At 63.0% G+C, this 16,066-nt stretch carries 17 protein-coding genes; 14 read left to right on the forward strand and 3 right to left on the reverse strand.

The genetic code is table 11. The features are described 5' to 3' along the window. Nucleotides 1–100: 100 nt before the first annotated feature. Genes NP534_RS19890 through NP534_RS19900 form a run of 3 tightly spaced genes read left to right on the forward strand, consistent with a single transcriptional unit; the run spans nt 101 to nt 3,663 of the window. Complete coding sequence (locus NP534_RS19890; RefSeq protein ID WP_033701471.1) at nt 101–760, forward strand: paraquat-inducible protein A; 660 nt, start codon at nt 101–103, stop codon at nt 758–760. Next, complete coding sequence (locus tag NP534_RS19895; RefSeq protein WP_033701470.1) at nt 747–1,370, forward strand: paraquat-inducible protein A; 624 nt, start codon at nt 747–749, stop codon at nt 1,368–1,370. Before NP534_RS19890 ends, NP534_RS19895 begins: the two co-directional genes overlap by 14 nt. Next, nucleotides 1,363–3,663, forward strand: a complete 2,301-nt coding sequence (locus tag NP534_RS19900; RefSeq protein ID WP_274099829.1) for a PqiB family protein — start codon at nt 1,363–1,365, stop codon at nt 3,661–3,663. Before NP534_RS19895 ends, NP534_RS19900 begins: the two co-directional genes overlap by 8 nt. A gap of 116 nt (nt 3,664–3,779) precedes the next feature. Here the strand turns inward: NP534_RS19900 and rpsT are convergent, their stop codons facing one another. Continuing rightward, entirely contained in the window at nt 3,780–4,058 is a 279-nt protein-coding gene (rpsT, locus tag NP534_RS19905) for a 30S ribosomal protein S20 (protein WP_003247625.1), read from the reverse strand. 248 nt (nt 4,059–4,306) lie between these two features. Here rpsT and murJ point away from each other — a divergent pair, with 248 nt between their 5' ends. From murJ to ispH, 6 genes are all read left to right on the forward strand, one after another. Then, nucleotides 4,307–5,845, forward strand: a complete 1,539-nt coding sequence (gene murJ / locus NP534_RS19910) for a murein biosynthesis integral membrane protein MurJ (protein ID WP_274099830.1) — start codon at nt 4,307–4,309, stop codon at nt 5,843–5,845. Between the two features lie 118 nt (nt 5,846–5,963). Then, nucleotides 5,964–6,914 (forward strand): bifunctional riboflavin kinase/FAD synthetase, encoded by a 951-nt coding sequence (gene ribF, locus NP534_RS19915; protein WP_274099831.1) that lies wholly within the window; start codon nt 5,964–5,966, stop codon nt 6,912–6,914. Then, entirely contained in the window at nt 6,911–9,742 is a 2,832-nt protein-coding gene (ileS, locus tag NP534_RS19920; RefSeq protein WP_156310587.1) for an isoleucine--tRNA ligase, read from the forward strand. The genes ribF and ileS overlap by 4 nt, the downstream gene beginning before the upstream one ends. Then, entirely contained in the window at nt 9,735–10,250 is a 516-nt protein-coding gene (lspA, locus tag NP534_RS19925) for a signal peptidase II (protein ID WP_019473244.1), read from the forward strand. The genes ileS and lspA overlap by 8 nt, the downstream gene beginning before the upstream one ends. After that, nucleotides 10,243–10,680 (forward strand): FKBP-type peptidyl-prolyl cis-trans isomerase, encoded by a 438-nt coding sequence (gene fkpB / locus NP534_RS19930; RefSeq protein ID WP_033701461.1) that lies wholly within the window; start codon nt 10,243–10,245, stop codon nt 10,678–10,680. Before lspA ends, fkpB begins: the two co-directional genes overlap by 8 nt. 14 nt (nt 10,681–10,694) lie before the next feature. Further along, nucleotides 10,695–11,642 carry a 4-hydroxy-3-methylbut-2-enyl diphosphate reductase gene (gene ispH / locus NP534_RS19935; RefSeq protein WP_274099832.1) on the forward strand — a complete coding sequence of 316 codons (948 nt, stop codon included), beginning with the start codon at nt 10,695–10,697 and terminating at the stop codon, nt 11,640–11,642. Here ispH and NP534_RS19940 read toward each other — a convergent pair whose 3' ends face one another. Continuing rightward, nucleotides 11,643–12,134: a GspH/FimT family pseudopilin gene (locus NP534_RS19940; RefSeq protein ID WP_274099833.1), complete on the reverse strand. Its 492-nt coding sequence runs from the start codon at nt 12,132–12,134 to the stop codon at nt 11,643–11,645. 109 nt (nt 12,135–12,243) lie between these two features. Here NP534_RS19940 and NP534_RS19945 point away from each other — a divergent pair, with 109 nt between their 5' ends. Genes NP534_RS19945 through thiO form a run of 5 tightly spaced genes read left to right on the forward strand, consistent with a single transcriptional unit; the run spans nt 12,244 to nt 15,099 of the window. Further along, entirely contained in the window at nt 12,244–12,450 is a 207-nt protein-coding gene (locus NP534_RS19945) for a prepilin-type N-terminal cleavage/methylation domain-containing protein (RefSeq protein WP_033701457.1), read from the forward strand. Next, nucleotides 12,447–13,094 (forward strand): PilW family protein, encoded by a 648-nt coding sequence (locus tag NP534_RS19950; RefSeq protein ID WP_274099834.1) that lies wholly within the window; start codon nt 12,447–12,449, stop codon nt 13,092–13,094. The genes NP534_RS19945 and NP534_RS19950 overlap by 4 nt, the downstream gene beginning before the upstream one ends. Then, a complete protein-coding gene (locus tag NP534_RS19955; protein WP_274099835.1) occupies nt 13,091–13,555 on the forward strand; it encodes a hypothetical protein in 465 nt (154 codons plus the stop codon). Before NP534_RS19950 ends, NP534_RS19955 begins: the two co-directional genes overlap by 4 nt. A gap of 1 nt (nt 13,556) precedes the next feature. Then, on the forward strand, nt 13,557–13,946 hold the full coding sequence (locus tag NP534_RS19960; RefSeq protein WP_274099836.1) for a type IV pilin protein: 390 nt from the start codon (nt 13,557–13,559) through the stop codon (nt 13,944–13,946). 55 nt (nt 13,947–14,001) lie between these two features. Next, complete coding sequence (thiO, locus tag NP534_RS19965) at nt 14,002–15,099, forward strand: glycine oxidase ThiO (protein ID WP_274099837.1); 1,098 nt, start codon at nt 14,002–14,004, stop codon at nt 15,097–15,099. 71 nt (nt 15,100–15,170) lie between these two features. Here the strand turns inward: thiO and NP534_RS19970 are convergent. Continuing rightward, a partial coding sequence (locus tag NP534_RS19970) for an amidase family protein (protein WP_274099838.1) occupies nt 15,171–16,066 on the reverse strand: 896 nt, incomplete at its 5' end.

Here is a 16,066-nt window from a genome sequence, read left to right on the forward strand (position 1 = left end):
GTCTCGCACAAAAACCGGGCTCAAACCGGTCAATAGTTGCCTCCCACATTTCGAGCCAGATCACTAGAATAGAGCCCACGCATCCTTTCAGAAGCTCGATATGCCCAACCCTGTCGAACCCGAAGCACTGGCCCACTTGCCGCTGGACGAACTCGTTGCTTGTCACGAATGCGACCTGTTGCTGCGCAAGCCAGTGCTGCAGCACGATGAAAAAGCCCTGTGCCCGCGCTGCGGTTATGAGCTTTACGCCCACCGGCACAATGTGGTCAACCGCAGCCTGGCCCTGGTACTGACGGCATTACTGCTTTTCGTGCCAGCCAACTTTCTGCCGATCATGCAGCTGCACCTGCTTGGCCAGACTTCGGACGACACGGTCTGGAGCGGGGTAGTGGGCCTGTACAATTCACAAATGCGCGGCGTGGCCGTGGTGGTCTTCCTGTGCAGCATGGCCATTCCTTTGGCAAAGCTGCTGTGCCAGTTGGCGGTACTGCTGAGCATTCGGCTGGATGTAGGCCGCAGCTATGGCCTGTTGTTCTACCGCATCTATCACCACTTGCGCGACTGGGGCATGCTCGAGGTCTACTTCATGGGCGTGCTGGTTGCGATCGTCAAACTGGTGGACCTGGCTGAACTGACCGTGGGGTTGGGGCTGTTCTGTTTTATCAGCCTGCTGTTGATTCAGGTATGGCTCGAAGTGGTGATGTCACCGCATCAGATCTGGAGTGCGCTTTCGGGGGAGGATCTCCATGCGGGCGATTGATGCAGGCATCCTGGTCTGCAATGAGTGTCACCAATTGAACAGGCAGGAGGCCGACAGCGCCTCGCAGACGTGTACGCGCTGTGGGGCCATTGTGCATGGCCGTCGGCCGAACAGCATCGTGCGTACCTGGGCGTTGCTGATTGCGGCCTCCATTCTCTATATCCCTGCCAACCTGTTGCCGATCATGACTGTCAGCACCCTTGGCCAGGGTAGCCCCGATACCATCATGTCCGGCGTCATTACCCTGCTCAAGCACGGCATGGTGCCCATCGCTGCCGTGGTGTTCATCGCCAGTATTCTGGTACCTACCTTCAAACTGGTGGGTATTGGCTTGTTGCTGTACTCGGTTCAGCGCCGCCAGCCGCTTTCGGCGCGCCAACGGATCCTGATGTACCGCTTTATCGAATTCATTGGGCGCTGGTCCATGCTCGATATCTTCGTCATCGCCATCCTGGTGGCGGTGGTGAATTTCGGGCGAATAGCCAGTGTCGAAGCCAACCTGGGCGCTGTCGCCTTCGCCAGTGTGGTGATTCTGACGATGCTTGCTGCTTTAACTTTCGATCCCCGACTGATTTGGGATAACACGGAGTCGGATGACGACCATGAGTGACCTGCCTACGGCAAAAACCCGCCCAGCTTCGAACTGGTCGGCCATCTGGATCCTGCCGCTGATCGCGTTGATGATCGGGGGCTGGCTGGCATGGCAGGCCTACCGTGATGCGGGTGTAGAAATCGAGGTTCGCTTTACCACGGGTGAAGGGATCGTCGCCAACAAGACCGAAGTCATCTACAAGGGCATGCCTGTCGGCAAGGTGACGGCGTTGGTGCTGGATGCCAAGGGTGCCAACCAGGGTGTGATTGCCACCATTGAAATGAACAAGGCAGCCGAGCCGCACCTGACTGCCGGGACGCGCTTCTGGCTGGTCAAGCCAAGCGTCAGCCTGGCGGGTATTTCCGGCCTGGAAACCCTGGTCTCGGGTAACTACATCGCCGTCAGCCCTGGCGAAGGGGAGAAGGCCAAGCGCTTCAAGGCCTTGTCTACGGCGCCGCCCTTGTCTGACAGTGAGCCGGGCTTGCACCTGACGCTCAAGGCCGAACGGCTGGGTTCGCTCAATCGCGACAGCCCGGTGTTCTACAAGCAGATCCAGGTCGGCCGGGTGAAGAGTTACCGGCTTTCCGATGACCAGGACACTGTAGAGATCAAAGTGTTTATCCAGCCGGCCTACGCCAGCCTGGTGCGCAAACACACGCGTTTCTGGAATGCCAGCGGTATCAGTATCGATGCCAGCCTGTCGGGCGTGAAGGTGCGCAGCGAGTCGCTGTCGAGCATCGTCGCCGGCGGTATTGCCTTTGCGACGCCGGAATACCGCAAGGACAGCCCGCCAACCGACCCCAGCCTGCCGTTTCGCCTGTATGAAGACTTCGATGCAGCCCAGGCCGGTATCCGCATCAAGGTCAAGCTGAGTGACTACGAAGGCCTGCAGGCCGGTCGCACGCCGGTGATGTACAAGGGGATCCAGGTCGGCTCGCTGAAAGCGCTGAAGATGGAAGACAACCTGGGCAGCGCCATGGCCGAGCTGACCCTCGACCCACTCACCGAGGACTACCTGGTCGAAGGTACGCAGTTCTGGGTGGTCAAGCCGTCCATCTCGCTGGCGGGCATTACCGGCCTGGAGGCCTTGGTAAAAGGTAACTACATTGCCATTCGCCCCGGGGAGAAGGGCGACAAGCCGCTGCGGGAGTTCGAGGCACGGCCCAAGGCGCCGCCGCTTGATCTGAAGGCGCCGGGCCTGCACATGGTGCTGTTCGCCGATACCCTGGGCTCGCTGGAAATCGGTAGCCCGGTGATGTACCGCCAGGTGAAGGTGGGCAGCGTGCAGAGCTACCAGTTTGCGCGTAACAGCAACCGCATCCTGATCGGTGTGCATATAGAGAAGGAGTACGAGAAGCTGGTGAACGGCTCGTCGCGCTTCTGGAATGTCAGTGGCATTACCCTGACCGGTGGTCTGTCGGGCATCAAGATCAAAAGCGAGTCACTGCAGACGCTCATGGCGGGTGGTATCGCCTTCGACACGCCAAGGCCCGATGTGGTGCTCAAGCGCCATATCCCGCGCTTCCGGCTGCATGAGAGCCAGGAGGCGGTTAACCGGGCGGGTACATTGATCACCATTCGTGTGGACCGAGCCGACGGCTTGAAGCCAGGGACGCCGATTCGCTTCCGTGGCCTGGACGTCGGCAGCATCGAAAGTGTCGACCTGACTGCAGACTTGCAGGCCGTGATTTTGCGGGCACGCATTACCGAAGCTGCAGAGCGTATTGCACGCGTCGGTACGCAATTCTGGGTGGTCAAGCCTGCATTGGGCCTGGTGCGCACCGAAAACCTCGACACCTTGATTGGTGGGCAGTACCTGGAAGTGCAGCCGGCGGCCAAGGACAAGGGCTCCCAGCGCGACTTCATTGCCCTGGCCGATGCCCCGCAGGTTGCAGGGCCGGAAGTTGGCCTGCCGTTGACGCTCAGCGCCCCGCGGCGCGGCTCGATCAAGCCGGGTGTGCCGGTTACTTATCGTGAGGTCGCGGTAGGCAAGGTGACAGGCTTCGAGCTGGGCCAGAGTGCCGACCGCGTGCTGATACATATCCTTATCGAGCCGCGCTATGCCGCCTTGGTGCGCAGTGGCAGCCGCTTCTGGAACAGCAGCGGGTTTGGTTTCGATTGGGGGCTGTTCAAGGGAGCCACGGTGCGTACCGAATCGCTGGAGACGCTTATCGATGGCGGTATTGCCTTTGCCACGCCGGATGGCGAGCAGATGGGCAACCCGGCGCGGCCGCAGCAGACCTTTGCCCTGTTCGACAAGGCAGAGGATCAGTGGCTGCAGTGGGCGCCGAAGATCCCGATCGCCAAGTGATTCAACAGGAGGGGCGCCCCGGCAAGGGCGCTCCTGCTAGAAGCGCGCGGGTAAACAGTTAAATCGCAGGCAACAAAAAACCGACCCTAGGGTCGGTTTTTTGACAAGCATGTCGCTTAGGCAGCTGCAGCTTCTTTCAGCGCCTTGATGTGGCCATTCAGACGGCCTTTGTGGCGAGCAGCTTTGTTCTTGTGGATGATACCTTTATCGGCCATACGGTCGATTACTGGTACAGCCAGAACGTAAGCGGCTTGCGCTTTTTCAGCGTCTTTTGCGTCGATGGCTTTAACTACATTCTTGATGTAGGTGCGGACCATGGAACGCAGGCTGGCGTTGTGGCTGCGACGCTTCTCAGCCTGTTTTGCACGTTTCTTGGCGGAAGGTGTGTTGGCCACCGTCGAGCTCCTCGAAAGACTTTAGGTAAATAGCAAACAAAATAGGCCGCGAATCATGCCGATCAGTCGAACGGATGTCAAGGCCACCTGCAAGGTTCCGCCGAGCGGTGCGCCAACAAGAGGGAAAGATTCCTTTCTGCTGCGCGACCTGTAAACTCGGGAATTTTGGCTCCCCTGCGAAGGCGCGGGAGTATCGCACATTCGAACGCTCTCTGCAGCGTCCTCTGTCTCTGACGTGAATCTTTTCGATGAATTTGCTGAAATCTCTGGCTGCGGTCAGCTCGATCACCATGATTTCCAGGGTATTGGGCTTTGTGCGCGACACCATCCTGGCGCGTGTATTTGGTGCCGGCATCGCCACTGATGCCTTTTTCATCGCCTTCAAGTTGCCCAACCTGCTGCGACGGATCTTTGCCGAAGGTGCGTTCTCGCAAGCTTTTGTGCCCATTCTGGCCGAGTACAAGACCCAGCAGGGCGATGAGGCGACCCGTACCTTCATTGCCTATGTCAGCGGTCTGCTGACCCTGGTCCTGGCACTGGTCACCGTCGTTGGCATCCTTGCCGCGCCTTGGGTGGTGTGGGCGACCGCGCCAGGGTTCGTCGACAGTGCCGAAAAATACGCACTCACCACCGACCTGTTGCGGGTGACGTTTCCTTATATATTGCTGATATCGCTGTCGTCCCTGGCGGGTGCGATCCTCAATACCTGGAACCGCTTCTCGGTCCCGGCGTTTACCCCGACCTTGCTGAACGTGGCGATGATCTTTTTCGCCGTGGTACTAACGCCGTATTTCGACCCGCCGATCATGGCGTTGGGCTGGGGTGTACTGGCGGGCGGCCTGGCCCAGCTGGTGTATCAACTGCCGGCGCTGAAGAAGATCGGCATGCTCGTGCTGCCCCGCCTGAACCTGCGCGACACGGGTGTATGGCGCGTGCTCAAGCAGATGCTGCCGGCGATTCTCGGGGTCTCGGTCAGCCAGATATCGCTGATCATCAACACCATCTTCGCCTCGTTCCTGGTGGCCGGCTCGGTGTCGTGGATGTACTACGCCGATCGGCTCATGGAGCTGCCGTCCGGCGTGCTGGGCGTGGCGTTGGGCACCATCCTGCTGCCTACCCTGGCCAAGACTTACGCTAATAAAGACCGCGAAGAGTACTCACGTATCCTCGACTGGGGCCTGCGCCTGTGCTTTTTGCTGGTATTGCCCTGCACCCTGGCCATGGCCATCCTCGCCGAGCCGCTGACCGTGGCGCTGTTCCAGTACGGCAAGTTCAGCGCGTTCGATGCGGCCATGACCCAGCGCGCCCTGGTCGCCTATTCTGTGGGCCTGTTGGCGATCATTCTGGTCAAGGTACTGGCACCCGGCTTCTATGCGCAGCAGAATATCCGCACGCCGGTGAAGATCGCGGTGTTTACGCTGGTCTGCACCCAATTGTTGAACCTGGCCCTGGTCGGCCCGCTGGCACATGCCGGGCTGGCCCTGGCGATCAGCCTCGGGGCCTGCCTGAATGCCGGCCTGCTGTTCTGGAAGCTGCGCAGCCAAGGGCTGTTCGAACCGCAACCCGGGTGGACCAGGTTCCTGTTCAAACTGGTGTTGGCAGTGACATTGATGTCGGCGGTATTGCTGGCGGGCATGCACTATATGCCGGCCTGGGAGCAGGGTGGCATGCTCGAGCGCTTCGTGCGTCTCGGGGCGTTGATCCTGGCAGGTATCGTCACGTATTTCGGCTGCCTGTACCTGTGCGGCTTCCGGCCTCGGCATTTCGCCCGCAAGGCCCTGCACTGAAGCCAAGCGCACGTCAGGCGTCGGTTTTTCGCATTCCACGTCACCCCCGGGCGCTGCTGCCTGTCACCGGCGCCCGGGTGTGGTTATAATCGGCCACTTTATGAGCAAGAAGCGCGTTATGCAGCTGGTTCGAGGTCTTCACAACCTGCGCCCCGAGCACCGGGGCTGTGTCGCCACCATTGGCAACTTCGACGGGGTTCACCGCGGCCACCAGGCTATCCTGGCGCGTTTGCGCGAGCGTGGCCAAGCACTTGGCCTGCCGTCCTGCGTGGTGATCTTCGAGCCACAGCCGCGCGAATACTTTGCCCCCGATACCGCGCCGGCGCGCTTGGCGCGGCTGCGCGACAAAATCGAGCTGCTGGCTGCCGAAGGCATCGACCGGGTGTTGTGCCTGGCGTTCAATCAGCGCCTGAGCAAACTCAGCGCCGATGAATTCGTCAAGGCCATCCTGGTCGACGGCCTGGGCGTTCGTCACCTCGAAGTGGGCGACGACTTCCGTTTCGGCTGCGACCGCGCGGGCGATTTCGCCTTCCTGGTCGAGGCGGGCGACAAGTACGGGTTTACCGTCGAAGCCGCCAACACCGTAATCCAGGACGGCCTGCGGGTCAGCAGCACCGAAGTGCGCAAGGCCCTGGCCGAAGGTAACTTCGAGTTGGCCGAGCACCTGCTGGGCCGCCCGTACCGCATCACTGGCCGGGTCCTGCACGGCCAGAAACTGGCGCGCCAACTCGGCACGCCCACCGCCAACATCCAGCTCAAGCGCCGCCGCGTGCCGCTGTCCGGGGTTTACCTGGCCAGCATCGAAATCGACGGCAAGGCCTGGCCGGGTGTCGGCAATATCGGCGTGCGCCCCACCGTTGCCGGTGATGGGCGCCCGCACCTGGAGATTCATCTTCTGGATTATGCCGGCGACCTGTATGGCCGGCGTCTGACGGTGGAGTTCCACCACAAGCTGCGTGAAGAGCAGCGATTCGCCTCCCTTGAGGCGCTGAAGTCGGCGATCGACGCGGACATCGCCGCCGCACGTGCACATTGGCACGCTCAACCGCTAACGAAGAGCCTGAAATGACCGACTACAAAGCCACGCTAAACCTTCCGGACACCGCCTTCCCGATGAAGGCCGGCCTGCCTCAGCGCGAACCGCAGATTCTGCAGCGCTGGGACAGCATTGGCCTGTACCAGAAGCTGCGCGAAATTGGCAAGGATCGTCCGAAGTTCGTCCTGCACGACGGCCCGCCCTATGCCAACGGCAAGATCCACATCGGTCATGCGCTGAACAAGATCCTCAAGGACATGATCGTCCGTTCCAAGACCCTGGCGGGCTTCGATGCGCCCTACGTGCCGGGCTGGGACTGCCATGGCCTGCCGATCGAACACAAGGTCGAGGTCACCCACGGCAAGCACCTGTCTGCCGACCGCACCCGTGAACTGTGCCGTGAGTACGCCGCCGAGCAGATCGAAGGGCAGAAGACCGAGTTCATCCGCCTGGGTGTGCTGGGCGACTGGGACAACCCCTACAAGACCATGAACTTCGCCAACGAGGCCGGTGAAATCCGTGCCCTGGCCGAAATGGTCAAGCAAGGCTTCGTGTTCAAGGGCCTCAAGCCTGTGAACTGGTGCTTCGATTGCGGTTCGGCACTGGCCGAAGCCGAGGTCGAATACGCCGACAAGAAATCCCAGACCATCGACGTGGCCTTCCCAGCCGCCGATGCCGACAAGCTGGCCGCCGCCTTTGGCCTGGCCTCGCTGGCCAAGCCCGCCGCCATCGTGATCTGGACCACCACCCCGTGGACCATCCCGGCCAACCAGGCGCTGAACATCCACCCGGAGTTCAAGTACGCCCTGGTCGACACCGGCGAGCGCCTGCTGGTACTGGCCGAAGAGCTGGTCGAGGCGTGCCTCAAGCGTTACAACCTGGAAGGCTCGGTCATCGCCACCGCCCAGGGTTCGGCCCTGGAGCTGGTCAACTTCCGTCACCCGTTCTACGACCGCCTGTCGCCGATCTACCTGGCCGACTACGTCGAGCTGGGCGCCGGTACCGGTGTGGTTCACTCCGCGCCCGCCTACGGTGAAGACGACTTCGTCACCTGCAAGCGCTACGGCATGGTCAACGACGACATCCTCACGCCGGTGCAGAGCAATGGCGTGTACGTCGAGTCGCTGGACTTCTTCGGCGGCCAGTTCATCTGGAAGGCCAACCCGGCCATCGTCGAGAAGCTGAGCGAAGTCGGCGCGCTGATGCACACCGAAACCATCAGCCACAGCTACATGCACTGCTGGCGCCACAAGACCCCGCTGATCTACCGCGCCACCGCGCAGTGGTTCGTCGGCATGGACAAGCAGCCAAGCACCGGCGAGCCGTTGCGTGAGCGCGCGCTCAAGGCCATCGAAGAAACCAAGTTCGTCCCGGCCTGGGGCCAGGCGCGCCTGCACTCGATGATCGCCAACCGCCCGGACTGGTGCATCTCGCGTCAGCGCAACTGGGGTGTGCCGATCCCGTTCTTCCTGCACAAGCAGACCGGCGAGCTGCACCCGCGCACCGTCGAGCTGATGGAAGCCGTGGCCAAGCGCGTCGAGCAAGAGGGCATCGAGGCCTGGTTCAAGCTGGACGCCGCCGAACTGCTCGGTGACGAAGCCGGCCAGTACGACAAGATCACCGACACCCTGGACGTGTGGTTCGACTCTGGCACCACCCACTGGCACGTGCTGCGGGGTTCGCACGACATCGGCCACGCCACCGGCCCGGTCGCCGACCTGTACCTGGAAGGGTCCGACCAGCACCGTGGCTGGTTCCACTCCTCGTTGCTGACCGGTTGCGCCATCGACAACCACGCGCCGTACCGCGAGCTGCTGACCCACGGCTTCACCGTGGACGAAAACGGCCGCAAGATGTCCAAGTCGCTGGGCAACACCATCGAGCCGGAGAAGGTCAACAACACCCTGGGTGCCGACATCCTGCGCCTGTGGGTTTCGGCCACCGACTACTCCGGTGAGATGGCGGTTTCCGAGCAGATCCTGCAGCGCAGCGCCGACGCCTACCGGCGTATCCGCAACACCGCGCGCTTCCTGCTTTCCAACCTGTCGGGCTTCGACCCGGCCCGCGACCTGCTGGCCCCCGAGGACATGCTGGCCCTGGACCGTTGGGCAGTGGACCGGACGCTGCTGCTGCAGCGCGAGCTGGAAGAGCACTACAGCGAGTACCGTTTCTGGAACGTCTACTCGAAGATCCACAACTTCTGCGTGCAGGAGCTGGGTGGCTTCTACCTCGACATCATCAAGGACCGCCAGTACACCACCGGCGCCAACAGTGTCGCCCGTCGTTCGTGCCAGTCGGCGCTGTACCACATCAGCGAGGCGCTGGTGCGCTGGATCGCACCCATCCTGGCCTTCACCGCTGACGAAATCTGGCAGTACCTGCCGGGCGAGCGCAACGAGTCGGTGATGCTCAACGGCTGGTACCAGGGCCTGAGCGAGTTGCCGGAAGGCACCGAGCTGGACCGTGCCTATTGGGATCGCGTCATGGCGGTCAAGGCGTCGGTCAACAAGGAGCTGGAAAACCAGCGTACTGCCAAGGTCATCGGCGGCAACCTGCAGGCCGAAGTCACCCTGTACGCCGACGAAGGCCTGAGCGCCGACCTGAGCAAGCTGGGCGACGAGCTGCGCTTCGTGCTGATCACCTCGGCTGCGAGCGTAGTGCCGTTCGTGCAGGCACCGGCTGACGCCGTGGCTACCGAAGTCGAAGGCCTCAAGCTGAAAGTGGTCAAGTCCGGCCATGCCAAGTGCGGCCGTTGCTGGCACTTCCGCGCCGACGTCGGCAGCCACCCGGAGCACCCGGAAATCTGCAGCCGTTGCGTTGATAACCTGACCGGTTCGGGCGAGGTGCGTCACTATGCCTAACCCGGCAGTGGGGCGCTTCGGGCGCCTTGCATGGCTTTGGCTGAGCTTGCTGGTCCTGGTCCTCGACCAGGCCACCAAGCTGTATTTCAACAACGCTCTGACCATGTACCAGCAGATTGTGGTCATCCCTGACTACTTCAGCTGGACCTTGGCCTACAACACCGGCGCCGCTTTCAGCTTCCTCGCTGATGGCGCTGGCTGGCAGCGCTGGCTGTTCGCCCTGATCGCCGTAGTGGTCAGTGCCGTACTGGTGGTGTGGCTCAAGCGCCTGGGGCGCAACGAAACCTGGCTGGCCGTGGCGCTGGCGCTGGTGCTGGGTGGCGCCATTGGCAACCTGTACGACCGCGTCGTCCTGGGCCATGTGGTCGACTTCATCCTGGTGCACTGGCAAAACCGCCATTACTTCCCGGCCTTCAACGTGGCCGACAGCGCCATCACCGTTGGCGCGGTGATGCTGGCGCTGGATATGTTCAAGAGCAAGAAGTCCGAGGATCCGGTCCATGACTGACACCCGTATCGGCCAGAATACCGAAGTCACCCTGCACTTCGCACTGCACCTGGAAAACGGCGACACCGTCGACAGCACGTTCGACAAGTCGCCTGCCGTGTTCAAGGTGGGTGACGGCAACCTGCTGCCAGGTTTCGAAGCCGCGCTGTTCGGCTTCAAGGCCGGCGACAAGCGCACCGTCACCGTGGCCCCGGAAAACGCCTTCGGCCAGCCGAACCCGCAGAATGTGCAAATCATGCCGCGTTCGCAGTTCACCGACATGGAGTTGTCCGAAGGCCTGCTGGTGATCTTCAACGACGCCGCAAACGCCGAGCTGCCGGGCGTGGTCAAAGCCTTCGATGACGCGCAGGTGACCATCGACTTCAATCACCCACTGGCTGGCAAGACCCTGAGCTTCGAGGTGCAGATCCTCGACGTGAAGGCCTTGTAAGCCTGGAGCCGAGCATGCAAATCAAACTCGCCAACCCTCGCGGTTTTTGCGCGGGGGTCGACCGGGCGATCGAGATCGTCAACCGTGCCCTGGAAGTCTTCGGCCCGCCGATCTACGTGCGCCATGAAGTGGTGCACAACAAGTTCGTGGTCGAAGACCTGCGTAACCGCGGTGCCATCTTCGTCGAAGAGCTGGACCAGGTGCCGGATGACGTCATCGTCATCTTCAGTGCCCATGGTGTTTCCCAGGCCGTGCGCCAGGAAGCCGCTGGGCGTGGCCTGAAGGTGTTCGACGCCACCTGCCCGTTGGTGACCAAGGTGCATATCGAAGTCGCCAAGTACAGCCGCGACGGCCGTGAGTGCATTCTCATCGGCCACGAGGGGCACCCGGAAGTCGAAGGCACCATGGGGCAATACGACGCCAGCAACGGCGGTGCCATCTACCTTGTCGAAGACGAGGACGATGTCGCCAAGCTGCAGGTGCGCGACCCGGACCACCTGGCCTTCGTCACCCAGACCACGCTGTCGATGGATGACACCAGCCGTGTCATCGACGCCCTGCGTGCGCGCTTCCCGAACATCGGTGGGCCGCGCAAGGACGACATCTGCTACGCCACCCAGAACCGCCAGGATGCGGTCAAGCAACTGGCCGGTGAGTGTGACGTGGTGCTGGTGGTTGGTAGCCCGAACAGCTCCAACTCCAACCGCCTGCGTGAGCTGGCCGAGCGCATGAGCACCCCGGCCTATCTGATCGACGGTGCCGAGGACCTGCAACGTGCCTGGTTCGATGACGCAGCCCGCATCGGCATCACAGCGGGTGCTTCGGCCCCTGAAGTGCTGGTGCGCGGTGTGATCGAGCAGCTCAAGGCCTGGGGCGCCACCGGCGCAGAAGAGCTGGATGGGCGCGAGGAGAACATCACGTTCTCCATGCCCAAAGAGCTGCGGGTTCGCTCGCTGATCTGATCAGGAGCCTGCGCACAAGGGCTCACTTAGTTCATCTGTGCGCAGGCTGACCCTGCCGCTGGTCGCCAGTACCACCCGGTACTGGCTGGCCGCTGCGCCAGGCTGGCATATGTGCAAGGTGCCACCCAGCAAGTTGGCGTTGCGCCCCTGCGGCACGCCCAGTGCGCTGAACTTCACCTGCTCTGCGGTATTCGCGACAATCCTCAGAGGCCGTAACAGACGCTGCTCACGAAGTGCCTGCTGATTGTGCGCTAGCACCACGCGCCAGCCCTTGCCCCAATCACTTTCCAACGGCAGCACCAGCACCGCCTGGCCTTGCAGCAACGCGTGGCTGCGCGCGCTGCGCAATGCTTGCGCCAGGTCGCGCGCTGCGGCTGCCCTGTGTAAGTCGTCGGAGAGGTCGCGGTAGGCCGGCATCCCCAGTTGTATCAGAACGGCCGCCATGGCCAGCGCCAACATCATTTGTATCAGTGTTGCACCCTGTTGCCGCACCGTGCATTTCTCCCTGGAAGTGCTTCGCTTCAGCTTCAAGGTCGCCGGGCAATTGATCCAGTCGCCCAGTGAGTAATCAGTTGCAGGAAAAGTCGCAGGGGGCGCAGGGATGCGAGCGATGGAAGGGGGCATGACGCTGCTCGAGGTATTACTGGCCATGGTGGTGGTGGCGGTGGGCATGTTTGCCGCTGGCGCCTTGCAGGTGCGCGCATTGCAGGCAACCGACAGCGCGCGGCACGACGCGCAGGCCGCCTTGTTGGCGCACACCCGGCAGGAACGGGCCAGGGCCGCAGGCGAGCCGAAGGCGCAGCCATGAGCCGCACACAAGGCGGCTTCGGTTTGATCGAGGGGGTGCTGGCACTCGCCATCGGTTTGCTGCTGCTGGCAGCGGCCAGCCAATTGTTCGTGTCTGCCCATGACACTTGGCGCCTGCAGGGCGCGTCCGCACGCTTGCAGGCTGATGCCCGCCTGGCATTGCAACGCATGGCCCAGGACATTCGCATGGCCGGCATGTTCGGCTGCCTGCGCCTGCAGCCCGACGACTTTACCGACTCGCTAGCGCTTCAAGCCTTCGCCCAGCCCCTGCAGGTGGGCGCGAACAGCCTGAGCCTGGTAGTGGCCGAGCTGCCCGGGCACACCGGTGCCCCGGACTGGACGCTGCTGACCAACTGCATCGACGAGGCTCACGTGCACAGCGGGCGAGTTGATGGCAGCCAGCACCCTTTGGCAATCCCCATAAGCCAGTACCTCTATGTGCTGGATGGCACGACCTTGCGGTTCCGGCGGCGAGGGGCTAGCCAGCCGCTGGTCGACCATGTGCGTGAGATGCGTGTGGCGTTTGTCGAGGCGCCGCAAGGTGGGCGGGTGGATGTGCACCTGACGCTGTTCGAGCCCACCCTGGGTATCGAGCAGCAGCATGCCTTGAGCGTGGCGCTGCGCAATCCGCTGGCCGGCCCATGACGCGCCAGCGCGGTGTGGTGTTGCTGTTGGCACTGGTGCTGAGCTTGCTGCTTGGCTTGCTTGCGGCCTCGGCCCTGCGCGATGCGCTGGTGGAGACCCGCATGGCTGGCTTGTGGCGTGACGGTTTCGAGGCACTCGAGCAAGCCGAGCAGGCATTGCTGGCAGGTGCCGCCCAGCTACAACTGTCACCGCCCCCGGCGTGCCAGGCCTGCCAGCCACCACCTCGGCCGCATGACTTGCAGGGCAACTGGCAGGGCACCGCAAGCGGCTTCTTCCAGGTGCAGAACCTTGGCCAAAGTGACCGTGCCGCGCACCTGCCCGAGGGCCAGCAGGCCACCTTGTTCAGGGTGACCGCCGTCAGCCGGCAAGCCCGGTCGCGGCATGTACTGGAAGCGGTGTATGCGCTGTCAGGCGAAGAAGCGCGGCGCCTCCTTTGGCGACAACGATTGAGGGAACCCTGACATGCAGCAAGGCCTGAGCCTGATCGAGTTGTTGATTGTCGTGGCCATGACCGGCATTCTGGCAGCCATTGCCTACCCCAGTTACAGCGAGCAGCTTCGGCGCGCCGCACGCAGCGAAGTGGTCGGTCTGCTGCAGGATGCCGCCATGCGCCTGGAGCGCCATCGCGTTCGCACCGGCCAATACGCCGAAGGCGACCCGGCACTGCCCAGCGGCAACCGTTACTACAGCCTGCACGCCCAGCGCGAAAGCGACACCTTCTTGTTGCTCGCCCGCAGGCTGCCGCATGGGCTGATGGCGCAGGACCGCTGCGGTGACTTTCAGCTCGATCATGTTGGCATGCACAGCAACCTGGGCAGCCTGGACAGCAGCGAGCAGTGCTGGGGAAGCTGAAGCATGAATGGTGCCCGGTGCATCGCGGTTTTACTTCAGGTGTTTGGATCGACAGATGAGCAAGCAAGTAGTGGTGGTCGGTGGCGGGGTTATCGGCCTGCTGACGGCGTTCAACCTGGCGGCGCACGTCGGGCAGGTGGTGGTGTGTGACCAGGGCGAGGTCGGGCGAGAGTCGTCCTGGGCAGGCGGCGGCATCGTCTCGCCGCTGTACCCTTGGCGCTACAGCCCGGCAGTGACCGCCCTCGCGCATTGGTCGCAGGACTTCTACCCACAGCTGGGCGAGCACCTGTTCGCCAGCACGGGTATTGACCCAGAAGTCCACACTACCGGCTTGTACTGGCTCGACCTGGACGACGAGGCCGAAGCGCTGGCCTGGGCGGCACGCGAGGGGCGGCCACTGAGTGCCGTGGATATTTCGGCGGCCTATGACGCGGTGCCGATACTGGGCCCGGGCTTCAAGCACGCCATCTACATGGCGGGCGTGGCCAACGTGCGTAACCCGCGGCTGGTCAAGTCGCTGAAGGCTGCATTGCTGGCATTGCCCAACGTGACCTTGCGCGAGCACTGCCAGATCACCGGCTTTGTTCAGGACGCTGGGCGCGTGACTGGCGTGCAGACGGCGGACGGTGTGCTGCAGGCCGATGACGTGGTGCTCAGTGCTGGCGCCTGGAGTGGCGACCTGCTGCGCACGCTTGGCCTTGAGCTGCCGGTGGCGCCGGTGAAGGGGCAGATGATTCTGTTCAAGTGCGCCGAGGACTTCTTGCCGAGCATGGTGCTGGCCAAGGGGCGCTATGCGATCCCGCGCCGTGACGGGCATATTCTGGTGGGCAGCACGCTGGAGCATGCCGGCTACGACAAGACCCCGACCGAGGAAGCACTGGCCAGCCTCAAGGCCTCGGCGCTAGAGCTGTTGCCGCAGCTCAAGGATGCCACGGTGGTAGGGCACTGGGCGGGGCTGCGGCCGGGGTCGCCTGAAGGCATCCCGTATATTGGGCCGGTGCCGGGGCATGACGGGTTGTGGTTGAACTGCGGGCATTATCGTAATGGGTTGGTGCTGGCGCCGGCTTCGTGCCAGTTGTTTACTGACTTGCTGACGGGGGGGGCGCCGATCATTGATCCGGCGCCGTATGCGCCGGCGGGGCGTTTGGGCTGAGATTGCCGGGCCCGCGTTGCGGGCCTTTCGCGACGCAAGGCCGCTCCTACAGGGGCGGGATCATTCAGCCTTCACGCCACTATCGGCGCCTGCAAATGCCGGCTCGGATAGTGCTGCTCATACACCTTGCACACCCGCAGCACCTGCTCATCGGCAAACCGCCCGGCGACCACCTGCAACCCCACTGGCAACCCTTCGCGGGTAAACCCGCACGGCACCGAGGCCGCCGGTTGCTGGGTCAAGTTGAACGGGTAGCTGAACGGCGTCCATTCCATCCACTGCGCCATCCCCGACCCCGGCGGCACATCATGCCCTGCCTCGAACGCCACCCTCGGCAGCATCGGTGACACCAGCACGTCGTAGCGCTGGTGAAAGGCATTCATCCGCGCAATCAGCTCAGCTCGTGCTTCCAGCGCCTGGGTGTACTCGCTCAGGCCAACCCGCGCCCCTTGTTCGGCAATTCCGCGCAGCCCTGGGTCGAGCAGTGCCCGCTGTTCATCGCCAAAGGCACTGGCCAGCCGCGCCGCGCCGGCGAACCACAGGGTGTTGAAGGTCTCCAACGGGTCGGCAAAGCCCGGGTCGACTTCCTCCACCTGCGCCCCCAGCCGGGCCAGGCGTTGCACTGCTTGCGCGACCAGTGCCTGAACCTGCGGGTCGACCTGCACGTAGCCGAAGTCGGCGCTGTAGGCGATGCGCAAACCGCTGAGGTCCTGGCCCTCGCCCAGCCATGGTGCCTGCCGCGGTGCCCCGGCCAGCCCGTCGCGGGCATCCGGGCGGGCTACGCAGTCGAGCATCAGCACTGCGTCGTCGACAGTCCGGGTCATTGGCCCGAGGTGCGACAGCACGGTCATGGCGCTGGCCGGCCATTGCGGCACGTAGCCGAAAGTGGGCTTGATACCGAAGGTGCCGGTAAAGGCACAGGGGATACGGATTGAGCCACCGGCATCACTGCCAGATCGGAAGAGCA

It is taken from the genome of Pseudomonas sp. 39004 (assembly GCF_028682155.1).
Lineage (GTDB): Bacteria > Pseudomonadota > Gammaproteobacteria > Pseudomonadales > Pseudomonadaceae > Aquipseudomonas > Aquipseudomonas capeferrum.

What these genes read in the sequence shown, in the direction of transcription:
- NP534_RS19960 (WP_274099836.1), top strand. Translation starts at nt 13,557, where the DNA reads ATGCAGCAAGGCCTGAGCCTGATCGAGTTGTTGATTGTCGTGGCCATG.
- NP534_RS19955 (WP_274099835.1), top strand. Translation starts at nt 13,091, where the DNA reads ATGACGCGCCAGCGCGGTGTGGTGTTGCTGTTGGCACTGGTGCTGAGC.
- thiO (WP_274099837.1), top strand. Translation starts at nt 14,002, where the DNA reads ATGAGCAAGCAAGTAGTGGTGGTCGGTGGCGGGGTTATCGGCCTGCTG.
- murJ (WP_274099830.1), top strand. Translation starts at nt 4,307, where the DNA reads ATGAATTTGCTGAAATCTCTGGCTGCGGTCAGCTCGATCACCATGATT.
- fkpB (WP_033701461.1), top strand. Translation starts at nt 10,243, where the DNA reads ATGACTGACACCCGTATCGGCCAGAATACCGAAGTCACCCTGCACTTC.
- NP534_RS19945 (WP_033701457.1), top strand. Translation starts at nt 12,244, where the DNA reads ATGCGAGCGATGGAAGGGGGCATGACGCTGCTCGAGGTATTACTGGCC.
- NP534_RS19950 (WP_274099834.1), top strand. Translation starts at nt 12,447, where the DNA reads ATGAGCCGCACACAAGGCGGCTTCGGTTTGATCGAGGGGGTGCTGGCA.
- NP534_RS19895 (WP_033701470.1), top strand. Translation starts at nt 747, where the DNA reads ATGCGGGCGATTGATGCAGGCATCCTGGTCTGCAATGAGTGTCACCAA.
- NP534_RS19900 (WP_274099829.1), top strand. Translation starts at nt 1,363, where the DNA reads ATGAGTGACCTGCCTACGGCAAAAACCCGCCCAGCTTCGAACTGGTCG.
- ispH (WP_274099832.1), top strand. Translation starts at nt 10,695, where the DNA reads ATGCAAATCAAACTCGCCAACCCTCGCGGTTTTTGCGCGGGGGTCGAC.
- ileS (WP_156310587.1), top strand. Translation starts at nt 6,911, where the DNA reads ATGACCGACTACAAAGCCACGCTAAACCTTCCGGACACCGCCTTCCCG.
- NP534_RS19890 (WP_033701471.1), top strand. Translation starts at nt 101, where the DNA reads ATGCCCAACCCTGTCGAACCCGAAGCACTGGCCCACTTGCCGCTGGAC.
- lspA (WP_019473244.1), top strand. Translation starts at nt 9,735, where the DNA reads ATGCCTAACCCGGCAGTGGGGCGCTTCGGGCGCCTTGCATGGCTTTGG.
- ribF (WP_274099831.1), top strand. Translation starts at nt 5,964, where the DNA reads ATGCAGCTGGTTCGAGGTCTTCACAACCTGCGCCCCGAGCACCGGGGC.